The following is a 17,452-nucleotide window of genomic DNA, read 5'->3' as shown; positions in this document are numbered from 1 at the left end:
CTCACATGATAGCCGCCGGGCGGTATTGCAGCGCCTCCTTCAGATGCTCGCGAGTGATCGTAGCCTCCTGCTCCAGATCGGCTAACGTGCGCGCCACCTTGAGTAAGCGGTGAGCCGCGCGCAAGGAGAGTGTCAGCCGCTCGCAGGCACTCTCCAGCCAGCTCTCGTCGGCCTTCGCCAGCCTGCAATGCTCGCGCAACCCCGGCAGGTCCAGAAACGCATTGGCACAGCCCTGGCGTTTTTCCTGCTGCTCCCGCGCGTTGGCAACCTGTGCGGCCGCCGTTGCTGTGTTATCCCCGGCTGCCAGTGCCGGGTTCAGCGCCGTGGTTTCCCGTGCAACCGTCAGGTGCAAGTCGATCCGGTCCAGTAACGGCCCGGACAGTTTGTTGCGATAGCGCTGGATCTGCTCCGGCGTACAGCGACAGCGCCCGGTGGTGTCACCCAGATAACCGCAGGGGCAGGGGTTCATTGCGGCCACTAGTTGGAAGCGCGCCGGGAAACTTACCCGGTCGCGCGCGCGGGAAATCACGATATGCCCTGACTCCAGCGGCTCGCGCAGTACCTCCAGCACCTTGCGATCGAATTCCGGTAATTCATCCAGAAACAGCACACCGTGATGGGCCAGGGTGATTTCCCCCGGCTGGGGTTTCGAGCCACCGCCCACCAAGGCCGGCCCGGACGCGGAGTGGTGGGGTTGGCGAAACGGCCGATGGGGCCAATGGCTCAGAGGTGCCAGGCTGACCACCGACTGGATGGCCGCGACTTCCAGGGCTTCGTGTTCGGTCAAGGGCGGCAGCAGACCGGGCAAGCGGCTGGCGAGCAAGGTTTTGCCGGTGCCGGGCGGGCCGCTGAACAGCAGGTTATGTGCGCCAGCCGCAGCAAGCAGCAGCGCGCGCTTGGCCGCCAATTGGCCCTGCACTTCACTCAAGTCCGGATAGGGCTTGTTCAGATACAGCAAGCCATCGGACCTGTATGGCTCGATCGGCACCTGGCCATTCAAGTGCGCCACCACCTGCAGCAAGTGATCCACCGCAATCACCTTCAACCCCGATGCCAGGCAGGCTTCTTCGGCGTTCGCACGCGGAACTATCACCGTGCGTCCCGCCTTGCGTGCGGCCAGTGCCGCCGGCAGTACACCTTTCACCGCGCGTACCTCGCCGGACAGGGCCAGTTCGCCCAGGCACTCCACGTCATCGAGCATCAGCGCCGGCACTTGCACGCTCGCCGCCAGGATGCCCAAGGCAATCGCCAGGTCAAAACGCCCGCCGTCCTTAGGCAGGTCAGCGGGCGCGAGATTGAGGGTGATGCGACGGGCAGGGTATTGCAGCGCGGAGTTGAGAATGGCGCTGCGCACGCGGTCTTTGCTTTCCTTGACTGCGGTTTCGGGCAGCCCCACCAGCGTCAGGGACGGCAGGCCGTTGGCCATATGCACTTCGACGGTGACGGCGGGCGCTTCGACGCCGATCTGGGCGCGGCTGTGGACGATGGCGAGGGACATGCTCGTTCCTTGAAAAGTGAGGGCCGCTTCCTGCGGTTTTTCAAGGGTAGACGAGGTGGGTAAGAGCGGGGCGGGGAGGTTTTACTGAACGTATCTTGGGTAGGTGGAGCGTGAGCCTGTTCGCGAAGATCTGCGCGAACAGGCTCGTCTCAACAGAGGTATGGGCTATTTCTGATCAGGCGTCAGCCGCGCTTCCAACTCCGCCACCTTCGCCTCCAGGCTCTCCAGCCGCGCACGCGTGCGGGCCAGCACGACCATCTGGCTGTCGAATTCTTCACGGCTGACCAGGTCGAGCTTGCTGAAACCGCTTTGCAGCAAGGCCTTGAACTGGCTTTCGATTTCATTGCGGGGCAATGGAGTTTCTCCGCTGAACAGGCGAGAGGCGTGGCCGCTCAGGGCGTCGAGGAAATCTTTGGGCGCGAGCATGGGAAATATTCCGGAAAAACTGTTGGCGGGCAGTGTATCACGCACCGTCTATAGTCTTTTTCACGGCCTTGAGCGCACGCTTTTCGCGCAGAGGGGCGGCGGGCCACGCACCGTTTTCGTGCGCATTACGCTCACCAAAACGACCCGCAGGTGGACATAAGTGGGCAAAGGATTGATTTCAGTGGTTTTTACGGAGCTGGCAAGGTTTCTGCTTAGACGATCATGACCCATGCACTGATGCAGTCGCTGTGACGAATGCAGTGCGCCGATGGATCAGGGGTACAGGTTTGTCACCAGTGGTTAGCTGGCGCCGCAACGGCATAGCCGAGGCGACGACGCGTTACAAAGCCAGGCACTGCGCTTAGACTTGAGACGGGTTTGTTTTCCTGGGGCAAGTCCACCAATTCGGGAGAGAGTTTTCATGAAGCTAGTCACTGCCATCATCAAGCCGTTCAAGTTGGACGATGTACGCGAGTCGTTGTCCGAGATCGGCGTGCAGGGCATTACCGTTACTGAGGTCAAAGGCTTCGGTCGGCAGAAGGGTCACACCGAGCTGTATCGCGGCGCGGAATACGTAGTGGATTTCCTGCCGAAGGTGAAGATTGATGTCGCCATTGACGACAAGGATCTTGACCGGGTTATCGAGGCGATAACCAAGGCCGCCAACACCGGCAAGATCGGTGACGGCAAGATCTTCGTGGTCAATCTGGAACAGGCTATTCGCATCCGTACCGGCGAAACCGATACCGACGCAATCTAAGCCGCCAAACCCCAACGCCCCAGGAGAAAACAATATGACTCTGCGTAAATTCGCAGGGCTCGGAGCCCTGTTGTCCATCGTAATGCCAAGCCTGGCCATGGCGGCAGACGAAGTGGCTGCTCCAGTCCTCAACTCCGGCGACACCGCGTGGATGCTGACATCCACTGCGCTGGTGCTGTTCATGACCATCCCTGGCCTGGCGCTGTTCTACGGCGGCATGGTTCGCTCCAAAAATATTCTGTCGGTGATGATGCAGTGCTTTGCCATCACGGGCCTGATCAGCATCCTGTGGGTTATTTACGGCTACAGCATCGCGTTCGATACCACTGGTATGGAACAGGGCGTGGTCAACTTCAATTCCTTCTTCGGCGGCATGGGCAAGGCGTTCCTGGCGGGTGTCACCCCGGCCAGCATCACCGGGCCGGCGGCGTTGTTCCCCGAAGCGGTGTTCATCACCTTCCAGATGACCTTCGCGATCATCACCCCGGCACTCATCGTCGGCGCCTTTGCCGAGCGCATGAAGTTCTCCGCCATGCTGATCTTCATGGCCATCTGGTTCACTCTGGTCTACGCACCGATCGCACACATGGTGTGGAGCGGCAACGGCGGCCTGTTGTGGGACTGGGGCGTGCTGGACTTCGCCGGCGGCACCGTGGTGCACATCAACGCCGGTGTCGCGGGCCTGGTGGCGTGCATCGTGCTCGGCAAGCGTAAAGGCTACCCGACCACGCCGATGGCGCCGCACAACCTGGGTTACACCCTGATCGGCGCGGCCATGCTGTGGATCGGCTGGTTTGGTTTCAACGCCGGTTCCGCGGCGGCCGCCAATGGCACCGCCGGCATGGCGATGCTGGTGACTCAGATCGCCACCGCTGCTGCGGCGCTGGGCTGGATGTTCGCCGAGTGGATTACCCACGGTAAGCCAAGCGCACTGGGCATCGCTTCGGGTGTGGTCGCTGGCCTGGTTGCCGTTACGCCAGCTGCCGGCACCGTAGGCCCGATGGGCGCCCTGGTGATTGGCCTGGTGGCCGGTGTGATCTGCTTCTTCTGCGCCACCAGCCTCAAGCGCAAGCTGGGCTATGACGACTCCCTGGACGCCTTCGGTGTGCACGGTATCGGCGGTATCGTCGGTGCGATCCTCACCGGTGTGTTCGCAGCCCCTGCGTTGGGCGGCTTCGGCACCGTGACGGACGTAGCGGCACAGGTATGGATCCAGTGCAAAGGTGTGGGTTTCACCGTGATCTACACGGCGATCGTCACCTACGTCATCCTCAAGGTGCTGGACATGGTCATGGGCCTGCGTGTCACCGAAGAGGAAGAGGCGGTTGGCCTCGATCTGGCGCAACACAACGAGCGCGGCTACAACTTGTAAGTACGCGAAAAAAAGATGCCCGGCTTGCCGGGCATTTTTTTGTCTGGCGTTTGTCAGTCATAGGGCGCCAGGCCATTTTTGTGCAGTGATTGTGATGGGGCGCACACGGCATTTTTCAGCGTGCGAATGTCTTACAGGCATGTAGGCGTATTCGACACTTTGTTTTTTCCCAGAGCGCGCTAGAATGCGCGCCGATGGGCGGAGAACTGTATGTGGCAACAGACCCTGATTACCCTGCGGGCCAGGCCCCGGGGCTTTCACCTGGTGACCGACGAATTGCTTGCCGGCTTGCCTGAATTGAAGGCATGTCGTGTAGGACTGTTGCACCTGTGGCTGCAGCACACTTCGGCTTCGTTGACTATCAACGAGAACGCCGACCCGGCGGTTCGCCGTGACTTCGAACGTTTTTTCAACTCGCTGGTACCACAAGGCCGTGCAGGGTTCGAACACAACGACGAAGGTCCGGACGATCTGCCGGCGCACTTCAAGGCCAGTCTCCTGGGCTGCCAGCTGAGTTTGCCGGTGAAGGCCGGCCGCTTGGCGATGGGGACATGGCAAGGTGTTTATCTGGGCGAGCACCGTGATCATGGCGGTGCTCGTAAAGTCCTCGCCACTTTGCATGGTGATGGGGCATAGGCCACTGGTTAGCCGGTGGACGTTGATTTTTTTCCAGCCGCCTCGACAGAGGATCAAGCTGGGCTATAACTAATCTGCTTTTCGCAAGTCATGAGGTAGAACATGAGCGACGATGATCTGGAAAACGACGAACTTGAAGTAGGTGACGACGACGAGGCTGATGATAGTCTCGACGCGGCAGCTGTTGACGACGACGTTACTGGCGAGGCCGATGACAGTGTCGGCGATGACGCAGCTCCTAAAGCCAAAGGCAAAGCCAAGGCCGCGGTTTCGGTCGATGAGTTGCCGAGCGTTGAAGCCAAGAACAAAGAGCGTGATGCCCTGGCCCGCGCGATGGAAGAGTTCCTCGCTAAAGGCGGCAAAGTGGTCGAAGTCGAGCCCAACGTGGTAGCCGATCCGCCCAAGAAGCCGGATAACAAGTACGGCAGCCGACCTATCTGAGGTCAGTCACCCGCTTGTAAGAAAAAGCCCGCCGTCGCTGCGGGCTTTTTCATGCCTGATGTTTTTAGTCTTATGCGATTCAAATGTGGGAGGAGGTTTACCCCCGATAGCAGGGGATCAGTCCCTCAATTGCTGGCTGACCTATTGTAGTCGGAGGCAAGCCTTCTCCCACCGCTGGATTTCCAGGATTATTGCCAGCTGCGGAGCAGTTCCGGCAACTCCGTCAGGCTGCGAATCTCCGCATCCGGGCGCTTATCCGCCTCCCAAGCCTTGCCCGTCGGGTTGAACCACACCGCACGCAGCCCCGCCTGCTGTGCGCCGGCAATGTCGTCCCCTGGATGATCACCCACATGCACTGCCGCGTCCGCATTCACGCCGCCACGCTGCAAGGCTTCCTGAAACAACCGTGCATCCGGTTTGGCAATGCCGACATCCTCGGCCCGCAGGGCGAAGTGAAAGTAGTCCGCCAGGCCGACCCGCTGTACGTCAGCGTTACCGTTGGTGATGACCCCCAGCAGGTATTGGCGACGTAGCGCCTGCAGCATGGGTTCGGCTTCGGGGAAGACCGTCAGTTGATGACGTGCATGGATGAACGCTTCAAAGCACACATCCGCCATTTCGGTGGCCTCGGGCTGTGGATAACCAGCCTCTTCGAATGCGTGCGTCAGTACCCGATGGCGCAACAGGCTGATGCGGTGCTTGAGTTCCGGGTGACGTTCCAGCACCTGTTGGCGCAATCTGGCGAAATGCTCCAGAGGCAGATCGCCGACTTTGGACGCATGGGTCGCCAGCCATTCGCGCATCGACGCTTCGGCGCTGATGATGACCGGTACGTTGTCCCAGAGCGTGTCGTCCAGGTCGAAAGTGATCAGCTTGATAGTCATGAGTCGCCGCCCTTGATGCGTTTGGCCCTTGGATGGGCGCTGTCGTACACCGTTGCCAGGTGTTGAAAATCCAGGTGGGTGTAGATCTGTGTGGTCTTGATATCGGAGTGCCCGAGCAGTTCCTGTACGGCGCGCAGGTCTTGGGACGATTCCAGCAGATGACTGGCAAAGGAGTGCCGCAGCATATGCGGGTGCAGGTTTTGCCCCAATTCGCGCTCGCCCGCGGCCTTGACCCGGACCTGAATCGCCCGTGGCCCGAGGCGTCGGCCCTTCTGGCTGATGAAGACGGCGTCGTCCGCCGGGTTAGCCAGCGCCCGCAGCGCCAACCAATGCTGCAACGCTTCGCGGGCCTTGCTGCCCACGGGCAGTACGCGGGTCTTGCTGCCTTTACCGAGCACTTGCACTAAGCCGTCCGCCAGGTCCAGTTGGTCGAGATTCAAGCTGGTCAGCTCCGACAGGCGCAGGCCTGAGGAATAGAACAGCTCAAGGATTGCCTGGTCGCGGTGGGCGAGGAAATCATCTTCTACTGCGCCTTCAAGCAATTGCAGGGCGCGATCGGTATCCAAGGTCTTGGGCAGGCGCCGTTCGCCCTTGGGTGGTGACAGGCCATTGGCCGGGTCGTGGTCGCACAGGCCTTCGCGATTGAGGTAGTGATAAAGCCCGCGCACCGCCGACAGTAGACGAGACAGGCTGCGCGAGGATTGCCCCTGCTGATGCAGGCGCGCGATCAAACTGCGCAGGCTTTGGATATCCAGCGCTTTCCAACTGGCGATCTGCTGCTTTTCGCAGTAGGCCAGAACCTTGTTCAAGTCCCGCCGGTAGGCTTCCAGCGTGTGGGGCGACACCTGGCGCTCGTTGCGCAGGTGCGCGCAGTAAGCGTCCAGTTGCCGTTCCATAACTAGCGCACCGCGCGCAGGGAAGTGGTGAAGCGCGGCAGGACGCGGCCGAGCACTTCGGCGATATAGGTCAGGAACAGCGTGCCCACCGAGCTTTTGTAGTGCGCAGGGTCGCGGCTGCCAATAGCCAATACGCCGTGCAGGCCTTGATGGCTGAGGGCGACCACGGCGGTGGAGCCGATCTGTTTGCGCTGTTCGGCGCCGAACAGGAAGTCCAGTTCATGTTCGCGCAAGGTGCCGCTGACGGTCTTGCCTTCGCACAGCAGCCCGCCGATTGCGGTTTGAGCTTCGCTGCCACTGACCCATCGGCCCACCGGCATCGGGTTGTCGCTGAACAGAATGAGGCTGACAAAAGGCACCTGGAAGTCCTGGCGCAGGCTGTCTTCCACGGCCATCACCGTTTCTTCCAGGCTGGTGGCGTCCAGCAGGGTCAGTATCAGGCGGCGGGTTTTGTCGAACAGGCGATCGTTGTCGCGGGCCACGTCCATCAGGTGCGAGAGCCGATGGCGCATTTCGATATTGCGCTCGCGCAGGATCTTCATCTGACGTTCCACCAACGACACGGTATCGCCGCGCTGGTGGGGGATGCGCAAGGCCGGCAGCAGTTCGTCATGTTCGACGAAGAAATCCGGATGAGCCTCAAGGTACGCCGCGACGGCAGCGGCCTCCAGAGTTTCGCTCGAGGATGCTTGTGCGGGTACTTGAGGCTTATCGGTCATTGGATTGGCTCACTCATAGACGGACCTGTCCTTCGTATACGCGCGTGGCCGGCCCGGTCATCATCACCGGGTGGCCCGGGCCCGCCCATTCGATGGACAAGCGCCCACCGGGCAGGTCGATCAGCAGCGGCGAATCCATCCACCCCTGGGTGATCGCGGCGACGGCAGCGGCGCAGGCGCCGGTACCGCAGGCCTGGGTTTCGCCGGCGCCCCGTTCCCACACGCGCAATTGCGCGCGGTGACGGTCGATCACCTGCAAAAAGCCCACATTGACCCGCGCCGGAAAGCGCGGGTGGTTTTCGATTTTCGGCCCCAGTTCATGCACGGGGGCGTTATTGATATCGGTGACGCGCAGCACGGCGTGGGGGTTGCCCATGGACACGGCCGCCAGGTCGACCACTTTGCCGTCGACCTCTACGGCATAACTGGTCGCCTGCTCGCTGGCCTGGAACGGAATATCCGCCGGCACCAGACGTGGCGCGCCCATGTTGACGCTGATCTGGCCGTCGTTGCGGATATCCAGCTCGATCACGCCGCTCTTGGTCTCGACGCGAATCTGGCGCTTGGCGGTCAGGCGTTTGTCCAGCACGAAGCGCGCAAAGCAGCGCGCACCGTTGCCGCACTGTTCCACTTCGGAACCGTCGGAGTTGAAGATCCGGTAACGGAAATCCACCTCCGGGTTAGTGGGCGCTTCAACGATCAGTAACTGGTCGAAGCCGACGCCGGTATGCCGGTCGCCCCACTGTTTGGCGTGCTTGGGCAGGATATGCGCGTGCTGGCTGACCAGGTCGAGAACCATGAAATCATTGCCCAGCCCGTGCATCTTGGTAAAACGCAGCAGCATGGCTTACTCCGGCAGCAGGCTTTCGCCAGCATACAACTCGGCTACCGTCTCGCGGCGACGCACTTCAAACGCTTGATCACCGTCCACCAGCACCTCGGCGGTACGGCCGCGGGTGTTGTAGTTGGAACTCATGACAAACCCGTAGGCACCGGCCGAATGCACGGCCAGCAGATCGCCTTCTTCCAGGGCGAGCTGACGATCCTTGGCCAGGAAGTCACCGGTCTCGCAGATCGGGCCGACGATGTCATAGGCGCGCGCTTCACTGTTGCGCGGCGTTACGGCGGTGACATTCATCCAGGCCTGGTACAGCGCCGGGCGGATCAGATCGTTCATCGCCGCGTCGACGATGGCGAAATCCTTATGCTCGGTGTGCTTGAGGTACTCGACCTGGGTCAGCAGTACGCCCGCGTTAGCGACGATATAGCGGCCCGGTTCGAACATCAGCGCCAGATCGCGGCCCTCGATGCGCTCGCGCACGGCCTGGATGTAATCGGCAATCAGCGGCGGCTCTTCATCGCGATAACGCACGCCGACGCCACCGCCCAGATCGATGTGGCGCAGGTAAATGCCACAGTCGCCCAGGCGGTCGATCAGTGCCAGCAGGCGGTCGAGCGCATCCAGGAACGGTGGCAGCGTGGTCAATTGCGAGCCGATATGGCAGTCGACACCCAGCACTTCCAGGTTCGGCAGTTGGGCGGCGCGGATGTACACGTCCTCGGCGTCGGCAATTGCGATGCCGAACTTGTTCTCTTTGAGACCGGTGGAAATGTACGGGTGGGTGCCGGCATCGACATCCGGGTTGACGCGCAGGGAGATCGGCGCACGAACACCCATCTCGGCGGCCACCACCTGGAGGCGCTCCAGCTCTTCGCTGGACTCGACGTTAAAGCAATGCACGCCGACTTCCAGTGCGCGGCGCATATCTTCGCGGCTCTTGCCGACGCCGGAGAACACGATTTTGTCGGCCTGGCCGCCGGCGGCCAAAACACGTTCCAGCTCGCCACGGGACACAATGTCGAAACCGGCGCCCAGGCGCGCCAGGACATTGAGCACACCCAGGTTCGAGTTGGCCTTGACCGCGTAGCACACCAGGTGCGGCACGCCATTCAACGAATCGGTAAACGAGCGGTATTGCGCTTCGATGTGCGCACGGGAGTACACGTACGTCGGGGTGCCAAAGCGTTCGGCAATCGCGGACAGCGCCACGCCTTCCGCGAACAGCTCGCCGTCCCGGTAGTTAAAAGCGTCCATGGGGTTCCCTTATTCGAAGGTGTCGTGCTTATGCGCTTTTGCTGGCTTTTGCGACGATTGCGCCTGTTCGTTCGGGTCTTTGCTGTCATCGGGCAGGTACAGTGGGCCTTTTTGACCACAGGCACTAACGAGGCAAGCGACCGCGACGAGCGCAGCAAGGGAAGAGATCAGGCGCTTCATGGCGAAATCCTTGAATATGCATTAATTGCGCCCGAGTATACCCACCACCCGCCAGCTTGCCTATGCGCTGGAATACCCGTCCGGCGGGGGTTTGCCGTCTTAAGCGCGAAGCAGACTACGCTGGCTTGGGATATTTCATACCGAGATTGGTAATGAAATCGGTATCCTTTGCAATCGGCGAAGCTCGCCCGTATCGTGCGGCGCTTGAGCAGAACCAGACACTTTCGAGGTTGCCACAATGAGTTTGACCGAAGCCCGTTTTCACGACTTGGTGGATGCGACCCAGCAGGCGCTGGAGGATATTTTTGATGACAGCGGCCTGGACGTGGACCTGGAAAACTCGGCAGGCGTGCTGACCGTCAAATTCGAGAGTGGTCAGCAACTGATCTTCAGTCGCCAGGAACCGCTGCGTCAGTTGTGGCTGGCCGCTCGCTCTGGTGGCGTTCACTTCGATTACGACGAAGAAAGCGGCAAATGGCAGTGCGACAAGAGTGAAGAGTTGTTGGGCGAAATGCTCGCGCGCCTGGTCGAGGAATATACCGGCGCCGAGCTGGACTTCGACGAGATCTGACCGTGACCCAGCCTGCACCCGTACGCCCGCCCAAGCCGTTGTTCAGCAATGTCAGCCCGGCGGTGCCGTCACCTTGTATCAGTTTGTGTCGTCTGGATGAGCACAAAGTCTGCCTTGGCTGCTTCCGGCATGTCGAAGACATTCGCGAATGGCGCTCCGCCGACGATGATCGGCGTCGGGTGATCCGCGCCGAAGCCGAGCAGCGCAGGGCCCGCGCCTGAGGCCGTCTTGTTTATTTGTGACGCTGTGTTAGTGTCCGGCTACGCCTCAACTCATCGAGGCCCGTGAGAACCCCGCCTTTTTCTGGCGGGGTTTTGCTTTTTTGTGCAGAAAAAAGGAGTCTGCCTGAATCATGACCACCGCACCGTCCATCATCCTCACCCGCCTTGACGTGCAGCGTCTGGAGCAACTGATCGATCGCTTGGGCGACGAGTCTCCCGGCGTCGAAGCGTTGCAAGCCGAACTCGACCGCGCCGAAGATGTGGTCGGCCACGATGAAGTGCCTGCGGGTGTCGTGACCATGAATTCCAGCGTGCATTGCCGCGAGCAAGGCAGCGGTAAGGACTACCACCTGACTCTGGTCTACCCCAAAGACGCCAACGCCGACGCCGGCAAGATCTCGATCCTGGCGCCTGTCGGCAGCGCGCTGCTCGGCCTGCAGGTGGGCCAGCATATCGACTGGCCGGCTCCGGGTGGCAAGACCCTCAAACTGGAACTGCTCAGTGTCGAAGGCCAGCCAAAAGATGGTGGCGCCTTTCCTCTCTAAATCTGGCTCAGCGCTTCGTTGAGCGACCGTTCCAGTTCGGCCTTATAGCGCAGATACAGGTTGCTTGGGCTTTGCACATCACCGAGCAGGCCTGACAGGTCCAGGTCGGTGATGTAGCAGCGGTAGCGCTCGGGTTCCCGGCGCTGCCCGACAATTTCCTGGGCGACCACGGTGAAGAGTTGATCGCCGAATTCCAGCTCGGAAAACTCCCGCTGATTGCAGTACAGGGTGATGCTCACTTGGCCCGGTGCCGCCTTGCCGATAATCGCCTGCACGTCATAGAACGGTTTGTTCGCCGGGGTCAAAGGCGCTGGCCGAGGTTCGACGCCACGGGCGCGGCCGCTGCCTGATGGCAACAACTGGTAATACAGCGTTTGCACGGCACTCATGGGTTGCTGCGGGTCCAGCGGTGACAGCGCATCGCGGCGATAGATGATCGATTGCAAAAAGCGCTGCAACGGCACCAACAGGCTCTGTTCATCATGGAAGGGCAAGCGCTGTTGCCAGAGCGAGTTGAACTCATCCAGCACGTACAACTCGGCGTAATCTTCATTGACCCGGTAGAACACCTGCACGCAGGCCGCCATGCCCATGGGCAGCAAGAGCGCCAGGTCGTGATCTTCCAGGGCCATGGCGTCCAGGTGCAGGGGGCTATAGCTGGCCAATTCTTCGCTGAGGTAGGCGATCAGCGCGTCCTGGGTGGCCAACGAAACGTGGGTGGCCTGGCCGGGCATCAATTCCATCACATGGTAGTGCTGCTGCACTTGCAGCAGATAGCGATGGTTGGACTGACCCAGCAGCAGGTGTTGCGCGGTATCGAAGACTTCCTCAACACGCTGCGCGATAAATTGCGCACGGTTGTGACAGAAGCAGCGCACCCGCAGGCGCGGCAGATGGTCCGGTGGCAGTTGGTTGAGGTAATCCCGTAAGCAATCGAGCAACGCATGGGGGCCGTCGTAGCGGCTGACCATCACCTCGTTCCAGCTGTTGAGGGTCACTTGGTCGAGGGTCAGCACCAGGTTATCGCGCACCCCTGCGTAACTCAGGGAATCGGTGCGCTCGGTGGTCATCAGAATGTTCAGCTCGCGGTGATGCTTGAGCGGGTCGACGCCGACATTGATCAGCAACAGCACCTCCTCGGGCACCGCCGAACGCAGCAGGCGCTCCTCATCGACGCTGGCCAGGGGCAGAGCGATGGTCTGTTGCAGGCTGCCCAACAGATTGAACAGCTCGAATTCGGTCATGTCGCTGACACCGGGGTGCAGGGCCAGCCGTGTGCTGCTGTCGATGACGCCGTTGCGATGGCACCAGGTGAGCATTTCCAGCAGATCGCGGCTGCGCTTGATCGGCGCGAAGTGTTCGCACTCCAGAGCAGTGAGATTGCCGTTATATAAACTCCAGTGATGCTGGCCCGGCTCTTTGCGGTTAGGCGATTGAAGCAGGGTGAGGGTGTCTTCGGCCAAGTCCGGGGCGATACCCGGGTTGATGAATTCGACTTTGCCGGCTTTGCGCTCGAACGCGGCGTACAGGCGCCGGCCCAGCACATTGAGGTCGCGCTTGTTGATCAAACTGACGGTCTGTTCGGTGCGGGCGAATTGGGTCAGGAAGCGGTAGCTGTGGTTGAGCTCGTTGACCAGGGCGCGGCGTTCGGAAGCCACTTGGCGCACCTTCCACTGGCTTCGGCTATCCAGTAACGCCAGTTGACGCGGGTCCCAACCCCACTCCTGGGCCAGGCGTTCGAGCAACAGGTGTTGCCAACTGCTGGCGCGCTGCCCGGCGCTGAGCTTGCGGTTGACCTTCAGGTACAGACTGCGCCGCACCAGCTCCAGCCGTTCCGGCTCGTTACGCTGCTTGAGGTAGCCCTCGATATGGCGGTAGACCACAACGTAGGGGTCCAGCTCGTCCAAGTCCATTTGATTGGCGTACACGGCCTGTTTGAAGCGCAGGCTCAGGCATTGCACCTGCGGGTGTTCGCTGGCGTAGACCTCGGTCAGCAACAGCTTGAGTACCGATTTGTATGGCGACTCGATGCCTTTGAACAACTGCCACAGCCCGGCGCCCATGAATTCGCCCGGTGGGATGCGCGCCAGATGGCCAAGGTCCAGGGTTTCGTCGGCGCGAATAAAGCGCTTGGACAGCAGCGTATGGGTGAATTCGGCGTAGCGGGTTTCTTCATATACCGGCACCAGCCACCAGATCGGTGTACGCCCGGCCAGCCAGATGGCGGTGCGATAGAACTCATCGAGCAGCAAATAGTGCTGGGTCGTGCCGCAGTCGTCGGAGCTGAGTTGGGTGTCGCGCTCGCCGAGTACGAAGCGCGTCGGTTCGATCAGAAAAAAGTGCGCCTCGGCGCCCATGCTCTGGGCCCAGGCCTCCAGCAATTGGCACTTTTTGCGCAGTTCGGCCAGCTCGTTTTCGCCCAGATCCGCCGCGTGGCATACCCACACATCCATGTCGCTTTGGTCGGCCTGGGCCAACGTGCCAAGGCTGCCCATCAGGAACAGCCCATGGATCGGTCGGGGTGGGTTGCCATGGCGCGGTTTATAGGCGAACGAGCGCGTCAGGCGCTGGGCTTCGATCAGTGCTTGGGGGGTAGGCTCGAAATTCGACAGCCCCGCCGGCGTGCTGCCCGAGACATAACCGGGCAAGAGCGGGTGATTGACGTGAAAGAACAGCGGCAACAGGGTCAGTACGCTTTGCTGGCGAGGTGTCAGCCCCTCGACGGCGCGGGCCATGCGGCCTTCATTGAGCGCCATGAAACGCGCGCGCAACTGTGCCAGCACCTTGCGGTCGATGCCTTCGTCCAAGTCGGGGCGGATTTCATGGGTGCGGGTCATGTCGAACTCGTTGGCTCGCAGAGCCCGGCGTGGGCGGCCGTGTAGGAGTTTACAGTCAGAAACGTAGGAGGTTTAGAGGGAAATAGTTTTTTGGCGTCAGAATTTTGCAGTCGCTCAGGCGACGCCCTCGGAGTCCGCGGCGGCGGACTCCATGGGCGGCATCCGGAATCAGGCGGCTTCTTTGTTCGTGGCAGTGGTCAAGATGGTCAGCAGGGTTTGCGCTTGCTCGGCAGCATCGCGGCCAAGGCTGGTCAGATAGCCCCCATCCGGCTGGTCGATCAGTTTTTTATCGAAGAGACGTTTGACTGCGGCTATAGCGCTGGGCGCGGCGGTCTGATGGACTTTCAGGCCTTCCTGGGTGCTGTCCAAGGGGAAGAGTGCAAGGATTTCCAGTTCGGCAACCAACTCAGGGGTATACGACATAAGGACTCCAGACTTTCTAAATTTATTAGAGGCTAGCAGGCCATAAGGTGAACTCACTTTGCCGAACTGTCCAGCGTGTTGCTGCGTCTCGGAGCTATTCCTTTTCCGGCGGCAGCTCGGGCAGTGCGCGTAGCGCTGTTTCGTACCATTGGGTATCGAACGCGCGACCCTCGTACAGCATGGCGCCAATTTCGAAAGCCAGCACATGAGCCATCAGGTTTAGAATTTCTTCCCGCTCATAGCCCACCAACGTCAGCTTGTTGAATGTGGCCTTGGCGGCGGGTGGGTTGTCACTTTCGATCTGGTTTTCGATCGCTCCGATCAGCGTATGTTCGGCAAAAGCTTCTTCGTCATTGTCGATATCAGTGGGCTCGCTCATGGCGGTGCTCCTCAAGGAAAGGGCGCCAGTCTACCCCCATTCAAGCAGGTGATGCTGCTGGTCAAGCGGCCACCGGGCGTCTATAACGCTTGCAGCCAACCCCGCACACGGCCTGGAGGCTTTGCGATGCTCAAGCTTTACGGATTTTCGGTCAGCAACTACTACAACATGGTGAAACTGGCGCTGCTGGAGAAGGGCCTGCCCTTCGAAGAAGTACTGTTTTATGCCGGGCAGGCCCCTGACGTACTGGCGGTCAGCCCGCGCGGCAAGGTGCCGGTGCTGGAGGTGAAGCAGGGCTTTATCAATGAAACCAGCGTGATCTTGGAATATATCGAACAAACCCAGGAAGGGCCGTCACTGCTCCCGGCCGACCCGTTCGAGCGCGCCCAGGTGTTGGCCTTGTGCCGGGAAATCGAGCTCTATATCGAACTGCCCGCGCGCGCCTGCTTTGGCGAAGCATTTTTTGGCGTAGCTGTTGCGGATGCGATCAAGGAAAAATCCAAGGCGGAATTGCTCTTGGGCATCGCTTCGCTGGGGCGGCATGGCAAGTTTGCGCCGTTTGTAGCGGGGGAGAGCTTCACCATTGCGGATCTGTACTTCATGTACAGCTTGAACCTGGCCTGCGGGGTCGGCGAGAAGTTGTTCGGGCTGGACTTGCTGGCGCAGTTGCCGGCGGCCAAAGCGTTGCTGGATCGCCTTAACGCAATGCCCAACGCGCAAAAAGTGGAGGCGGACAGGCAAGCCGCGATGCCGGCGTTCCTGGCCATGGTGGCGGCGAAAAAGTGATCAAGTGTGGGAGGGGGCAAGCCCCTCCCACTACTGTACTCAGCGGTTGGCGAGCAGGGCCTGGCCGCGCGCGACCGCTGCCTTGACCTGCGCCGGCGCGGTGCCGCCCACATGGTTACGGGCGTTGACCGAACCTTCCAGGGTCAGCACGGCAAACACGTCTTGCTCGATCTGATCGCTGAACTGACGCAGTTCTTCCAGGCTCATTTCCGCCAGGTCCTTGCCGGTGTCCACGCCGTATTTCACGGCGTGGCCGACGATTTCGTGGCAGTCGCGGAACGGCAGGCCACGACGCACCAGGTAGTCCGCCAGGTCAGTCGCCGTGGAGAACCCGCGCAAAGCCGCTTCGCGCATGATGGCGTGCTTGGGCTTGATCGCTGGGATCATGTCGGCAAACGCGCGCAACGAATCGCGCAAGGTGTCGGCGGCGTCGAACAGCGGTTCCTTGTCTTCCTGATTGTCCTTGTTGTAGGCCAATGGCTGGCCCTTCATCAAGGTCAGCAGGCCCATCAGCGCGCCGAATACACGGCCGCTCTTGCCACGTACCAGCTCTGGCACGTCGGGGTTTTTCTTTTGCGGCATGATCGAGCTGCCGGTGCAGAAACGGTCCGGCAAATCGATGAACTGGAATTGTGCACTGGTCCACAGCACCAGCTCTTCGGAGAACCGCGACAAGTGCATCATCGCGATGCTGGCGGCGGCGCAGAATTCGATGGCGAAGTCACGGTCCGAAACGCCATCCAGAGAGTTGCCGCCCACGGCGTCGAAACCCAGCAGTTGCGCGGTGTATTCGCGGTCGATCGGGTAGGTCGTACCGGCCAGCGCGGCGCTGCCCAAAGGCATGCGATTGGCGCGCTTGCGGCAGTCCACCAGGCGCTCGTAGTCGCGGCTGAGCATTTCGAACCAGGCCAACAGGTGGTGGCCGAAGGTCACGGGCTGTGCGGTCTGCAGATGGGTGAAGCCGGGCATGATGGTGTCCGATTCACGCTCGGCTTGCTCAAGCAGGCCTTTTTGCAGGCGGGTGATTTCGGACAGGATCAGGTCGATTTCGTCACGCAGCCATAGGCGAATATCGGTAGCGACTTGGTCGTTACGGCTGCGTCCGGTGTGCAATTTCTTGCCAGTCACACCGATACGATCGGTGAGGCGGGCCTCGATATTCATGTGCACGTCTTCCAGGTCGACGCGCCAGTCGAACGTACCGGCTTCGATCTCACCGCGGATGGTGGTCAGGCCGTCGATGATGCTGTCGCGCTCGGCCTCGGTCAGCACGCCGACCTTGGCCAGCATGGTGGCGTGGGCGATGGAGCCCATGATGTCGTGGCGGTACAGGCGCTGGTCGAAGGTGACGGAGGCGGTGAAGCGCGCGACGAAGGCGTCGACGGGTTCACTGAAGCGGCCGCCCCAGGACTGGTTGGTCTTGTCGGTGCTCATGGATTCGCTCGTGAGTTGCTTTAATAAAAAGGCGTGGAAGTGTGGCGCCGATCATAACAGGGTTGCTCGCGGAGGCGGTGGCGCGGGTCGTCGGCATTTTTATTTGTGCAAAGGATGGCTAAGTGCCTTGCCGTCGATCGCGTCCGGGACGAGACTGGAAAAAGAGACTTATTGAAACGATATTTGACGATTGAGCAATGTCGTCTCGGCAAGCGTCTACAGTTGGACTGATAGTGTGTGAATGCACCAAAGTCGGGTAATGCGGTCAGAGCCCAGACTAACCATTAAACAAGGGGGGTATTCGGATTGTGTATCAGCAAACCCTACGACGATGCCCGAAGGCAGCGGG

Annotated in this window: 20 protein-coding genes; 8 read left to right on the top strand and 12 right to left on the bottom strand. The window is 60.7% G+C overall.

What is annotated here, in order from left to right:
- Position 1 precedes the first annotated feature (1 nt).
- Positions 2–1,498: a YifB family Mg chelatase-like AAA ATPase gene (locus ABX75_RS08710; RefSeq protein WP_047881765.1), complete on the bottom strand. Its 1,497-nt coding sequence runs from the start codon at positions 1,496–1,498 to the stop codon at positions 2–4.
- A 165-nt stretch (positions 1,499–1,663) separates the two neighbouring features.
- Positions 1,664–1,924, bottom strand: coding sequence for an accessory factor UbiK family protein (locus ABX75_RS08705; protein WP_034101453.1), 261 nt, complete (start codon positions 1,922–1,924; stop codon positions 1,664–1,666).
- Positions 1,925–2,345: 421 nt separating this feature from the next.
- Here ABX75_RS08705 and glnK point away from each other — a divergent pair, with 421 nt between their 5' ends.
- The 4 genes from glnK (at position 2,346) to sutA (ending at position 5,133) form a co-directional block, all read left to right on the top strand.
- Positions 2,346–2,684 (top strand): P-II family nitrogen regulator, encoded by a 339-nt coding sequence (gene glnK, locus ABX75_RS08700; protein ID WP_002555808.1) that lies wholly within the window; start codon positions 2,346–2,348, stop codon positions 2,682–2,684.
- Positions 2,685–2,718: 34 nt separating this feature from the next.
- Positions 2,719–4,056 (top strand): ammonium transporter, encoded by a 1,338-nt coding sequence (locus ABX75_RS08695; protein ID WP_034101452.1) that lies wholly within the window; start codon positions 2,719–2,721, stop codon positions 4,054–4,056.
- 210 nt (positions 4,057–4,266) lie between these two features.
- Positions 4,267–4,692, top strand: a complete 426-nt coding sequence (locus ABX75_RS08690) for a secondary thiamine-phosphate synthase enzyme YjbQ (RefSeq protein ID WP_034101451.1) — start codon at positions 4,267–4,269, stop codon at positions 4,690–4,692.
- A gap of 102 nt (positions 4,693–4,794) precedes the next feature.
- Positions 4,795–5,133, top strand: coding sequence for a transcriptional regulator SutA (gene sutA, locus ABX75_RS08685; protein WP_034101450.1), 339 nt, complete (start codon positions 4,795–4,797; stop codon positions 5,131–5,133).
- 188 nt (positions 5,134–5,321) lie between these two features.
- Here sutA and ABX75_RS08680 read toward each other — a convergent pair whose 3' ends face one another.
- Genes ABX75_RS08680 through ABX75_RS28350 form a run of 6 tightly spaced genes read right to left on the bottom strand, consistent with a single transcriptional unit; the run spans position 5,322 to position 9,907 of the window.
- Positions 5,322–6,017 carry an HAD family hydrolase gene (locus ABX75_RS08680; protein WP_034115442.1) on the bottom strand — a complete coding sequence of 232 codons (696 nt, stop codon included), beginning with the start codon at positions 6,015–6,017 and terminating at the stop codon, positions 5,322–5,324.
- Positions 6,014–6,913 carry a tyrosine recombinase XerC gene (gene xerC / locus ABX75_RS08675; protein ID WP_034139782.1) on the bottom strand — a complete coding sequence of 300 codons (900 nt, stop codon included), beginning with the start codon at positions 6,911–6,913 and terminating at the stop codon, positions 6,014–6,016. Before xerC ends, ABX75_RS08680 begins: the two co-directional genes overlap by 4 nt.
- Before the next feature lie 2 nt (positions 6,914–6,915).
- The gene (locus ABX75_RS08670) at positions 6,916–7,632 is read right to left on the bottom strand and encodes a DUF484 family protein (protein ID WP_047881764.1); all 717 of its coding nucleotides are present in this window, start codon (positions 7,630–7,632) and stop codon (positions 6,916–6,918) included.
- Between the two features lie 13 nt (positions 7,633–7,645).
- A complete protein-coding gene (gene dapF / locus ABX75_RS08665) occupies positions 7,646–8,476 on the bottom strand; it encodes a diaminopimelate epimerase (protein WP_034101446.1) in 831 nt (276 codons plus the stop codon).
- Positions 8,477–8,479: 3 nt separating this feature from the next.
- Positions 8,480–9,727, bottom strand: a complete 1,248-nt coding sequence (lysA, locus tag ABX75_RS08660) for a diaminopimelate decarboxylase (protein ID WP_034101445.1) — start codon at positions 9,725–9,727, stop codon at positions 8,480–8,482.
- Between the two features lie 9 nt (positions 9,728–9,736).
- Entirely contained in the window at positions 9,737–9,907 is a 171-nt protein-coding gene (locus ABX75_RS28350) for a lipoprotein (RefSeq protein ID WP_034101444.1), read from the bottom strand.
- 238 nt (positions 9,908–10,145) lie between these two features.
- On the opposite strand from ABX75_RS28350, the gene cyaY reads away from it, so the two are divergent.
- From cyaY to rnk, 3 genes are all read left to right on the top strand, one after another.
- Entirely contained in the window at positions 10,146–10,478 is a 333-nt protein-coding gene (gene cyaY, locus ABX75_RS08650) for an iron donor protein CyaY (RefSeq protein ID WP_034101443.1), read from the top strand.
- Positions 10,479–10,480: 2 nt separating this feature from the next.
- Positions 10,481–10,699, top strand: coding sequence for a DUF1289 domain-containing protein (locus ABX75_RS08645; protein WP_034101442.1), 219 nt, complete (start codon positions 10,481–10,483; stop codon positions 10,697–10,699).
- A 131-nt stretch (positions 10,700–10,830) separates the two neighbouring features.
- Positions 10,831–11,244, top strand: a complete 414-nt coding sequence (rnk, locus tag ABX75_RS08640) for a nucleoside diphosphate kinase regulator (RefSeq protein WP_034101441.1) — start codon at positions 10,831–10,833, stop codon at positions 11,242–11,244.
- Here rnk and ABX75_RS08635 read toward each other — a convergent pair.
- The 3 genes from ABX75_RS08635 to ABX75_RS08625 all read right to left on the bottom strand — a co-directional run bounded on the left by ABX75_RS08635 (position 11,241) and on the right by ABX75_RS08625 (position 14,883).
- Positions 11,241–14,081: a class I adenylate cyclase gene (locus ABX75_RS08635; protein ID WP_047881763.1), complete on the bottom strand. Its 2,841-nt coding sequence runs from the start codon at positions 14,079–14,081 to the stop codon at positions 11,241–11,243. The genes rnk and ABX75_RS08635 overlap by 4 nt on opposite strands.
- Positions 14,082–14,249: 168 nt before the next feature.
- Positions 14,250–14,504 carry a TIGR02647 family protein gene (locus ABX75_RS08630; RefSeq protein ID WP_034101439.1) on the bottom strand — a complete coding sequence of 85 codons (255 nt, stop codon included), beginning with the start codon at positions 14,502–14,504 and terminating at the stop codon, positions 14,250–14,252.
- Between the two features lie 94 nt (positions 14,505–14,598).
- Positions 14,599–14,883: a hypothetical protein gene (locus ABX75_RS08625; RefSeq protein WP_047881762.1), complete on the bottom strand. Its 285-nt coding sequence runs from the start codon at positions 14,881–14,883 to the stop codon at positions 14,599–14,601.
- A 126-nt stretch (positions 14,884–15,009) separates the two neighbouring features.
- Between ABX75_RS08625 and ABX75_RS08620 the strand changes: the two genes are divergently transcribed.
- Complete coding sequence (locus ABX75_RS08620; protein ID WP_040266843.1) at positions 15,010–15,669, top strand: glutathione S-transferase family protein; 660 nt, start codon at positions 15,010–15,012, stop codon at positions 15,667–15,669.
- A gap of 39 nt (positions 15,670–15,708) precedes the next feature.
- Here ABX75_RS08620 and argH read toward each other — a convergent pair whose 3' ends face one another.
- Complete coding sequence (gene argH, locus ABX75_RS08615; protein ID WP_047881761.1) at positions 15,709–17,103, bottom strand: argininosuccinate lyase; 1,395 nt, start codon at positions 17,101–17,103, stop codon at positions 15,709–15,711.
- Positions 17,104–17,452: the final 349 nt, after the last annotated feature.

The organism is Pseudomonas sp. ARP3 (assembly GCF_001029595.1).
GTDB lineage: Bacteria > Pseudomonadota > Gammaproteobacteria > Pseudomonadales > Pseudomonadaceae > Aquipseudomonas > Aquipseudomonas rhodesiae.
Note: the sequence above shows the minus strand (reverse complement) of the source record. Positions and strands in the feature narration are given on the sequence as shown.

What these genes read in the sequence shown, in the direction of transcription:
- ABX75_RS08620 (WP_040266843.1), top strand. Translation starts at nt 15,010, where the DNA reads ATGCTCAAGCTTTACGGATTTTCGGTCAGCAACTACTACAACATGGTG.
- rnk (WP_034101441.1), top strand. Translation starts at nt 10,831, where the DNA reads ATGACCACCGCACCGTCCATCATCCTCACCCGCCTTGACGTGCAGCGT.
- ABX75_RS08635 (WP_047881763.1), bottom strand. Translation starts at nt 14,081, where the DNA reads ATGACCCGCACCCATGAAATCCGCCCCGACTTGGACGAAGGCATCGAC.
- ABX75_RS08670 (WP_047881764.1), bottom strand. Translation starts at nt 7,632, where the DNA reads ATGACCGATAAGCCTCAAGTACCCGCACAAGCATCCTCGAGCGAAACT.
- ABX75_RS08630 (WP_034101439.1), bottom strand. Translation starts at nt 14,504, where the DNA reads ATGTCGTATACCCCTGAGTTGGTTGCCGAACTGGAAATCCTTGCACTC.
- argH (WP_047881761.1), bottom strand. Translation starts at nt 17,103, where the DNA reads ATGAGCACCGACAAGACCAACCAGTCCTGGGGCGGCCGCTTCAGTGAA.
- ABX75_RS08710 (WP_047881765.1), bottom strand. Translation starts at nt 1,498, where the DNA reads ATGTCCCTCGCCATCGTCCACAGCCGCGCCCAGATCGGCGTCGAAGCG.
- cyaY (WP_034101443.1), top strand. Translation starts at nt 10,146, where the DNA reads ATGAGTTTGACCGAAGCCCGTTTTCACGACTTGGTGGATGCGACCCAG.
- sutA (WP_034101450.1), top strand. Translation starts at nt 4,795, where the DNA reads ATGAGCGACGATGATCTGGAAAACGACGAACTTGAAGTAGGTGACGAC.
- ABX75_RS08680 (WP_034115442.1), bottom strand. Translation starts at nt 6,017, where the DNA reads ATGACTATCAAGCTGATCACTTTCGACCTGGACGACACGCTCTGGGAC.
- dapF (WP_034101446.1), bottom strand. Translation starts at nt 8,476, where the DNA reads ATGCTGCTGCGTTTTACCAAGATGCACGGGCTGGGCAATGATTTCATG.
- ABX75_RS08625 (WP_047881762.1), bottom strand. Translation starts at nt 14,883, where the DNA reads ATGAGCGAGCCCACTGATATCGACAATGACGAAGAAGCTTTTGCCGAA.
- glnK (WP_002555808.1), top strand. Translation starts at nt 2,346, where the DNA reads ATGAAGCTAGTCACTGCCATCATCAAGCCGTTCAAGTTGGACGATGTA.
- ABX75_RS28350 (WP_034101444.1), bottom strand. Translation starts at nt 9,907, where the DNA reads ATGAAGCGCCTGATCTCTTCCCTTGCTGCGCTCGTCGCGGTCGCTTGC.
- xerC (WP_034139782.1), bottom strand. Translation starts at nt 6,913, where the DNA reads ATGGAACGGCAACTGGACGCTTACTGCGCGCACCTGCGCAACGAGCGC.
- ABX75_RS08705 (WP_034101453.1), bottom strand. Translation starts at nt 1,924, where the DNA reads ATGCTCGCGCCCAAAGATTTCCTCGACGCCCTGAGCGGCCACGCCTCT.
- lysA (WP_034101445.1), bottom strand. Translation starts at nt 9,727, where the DNA reads ATGGACGCTTTTAACTACCGGGACGGCGAGCTGTTCGCGGAAGGCGTG.
- ABX75_RS08690 (WP_034101451.1), top strand. Translation starts at nt 4,267, where the DNA reads ATGTGGCAACAGACCCTGATTACCCTGCGGGCCAGGCCCCGGGGCTTT.
- ABX75_RS08695 (WP_034101452.1), top strand. Translation starts at nt 2,719, where the DNA reads ATGACTCTGCGTAAATTCGCAGGGCTCGGAGCCCTGTTGTCCATCGTA.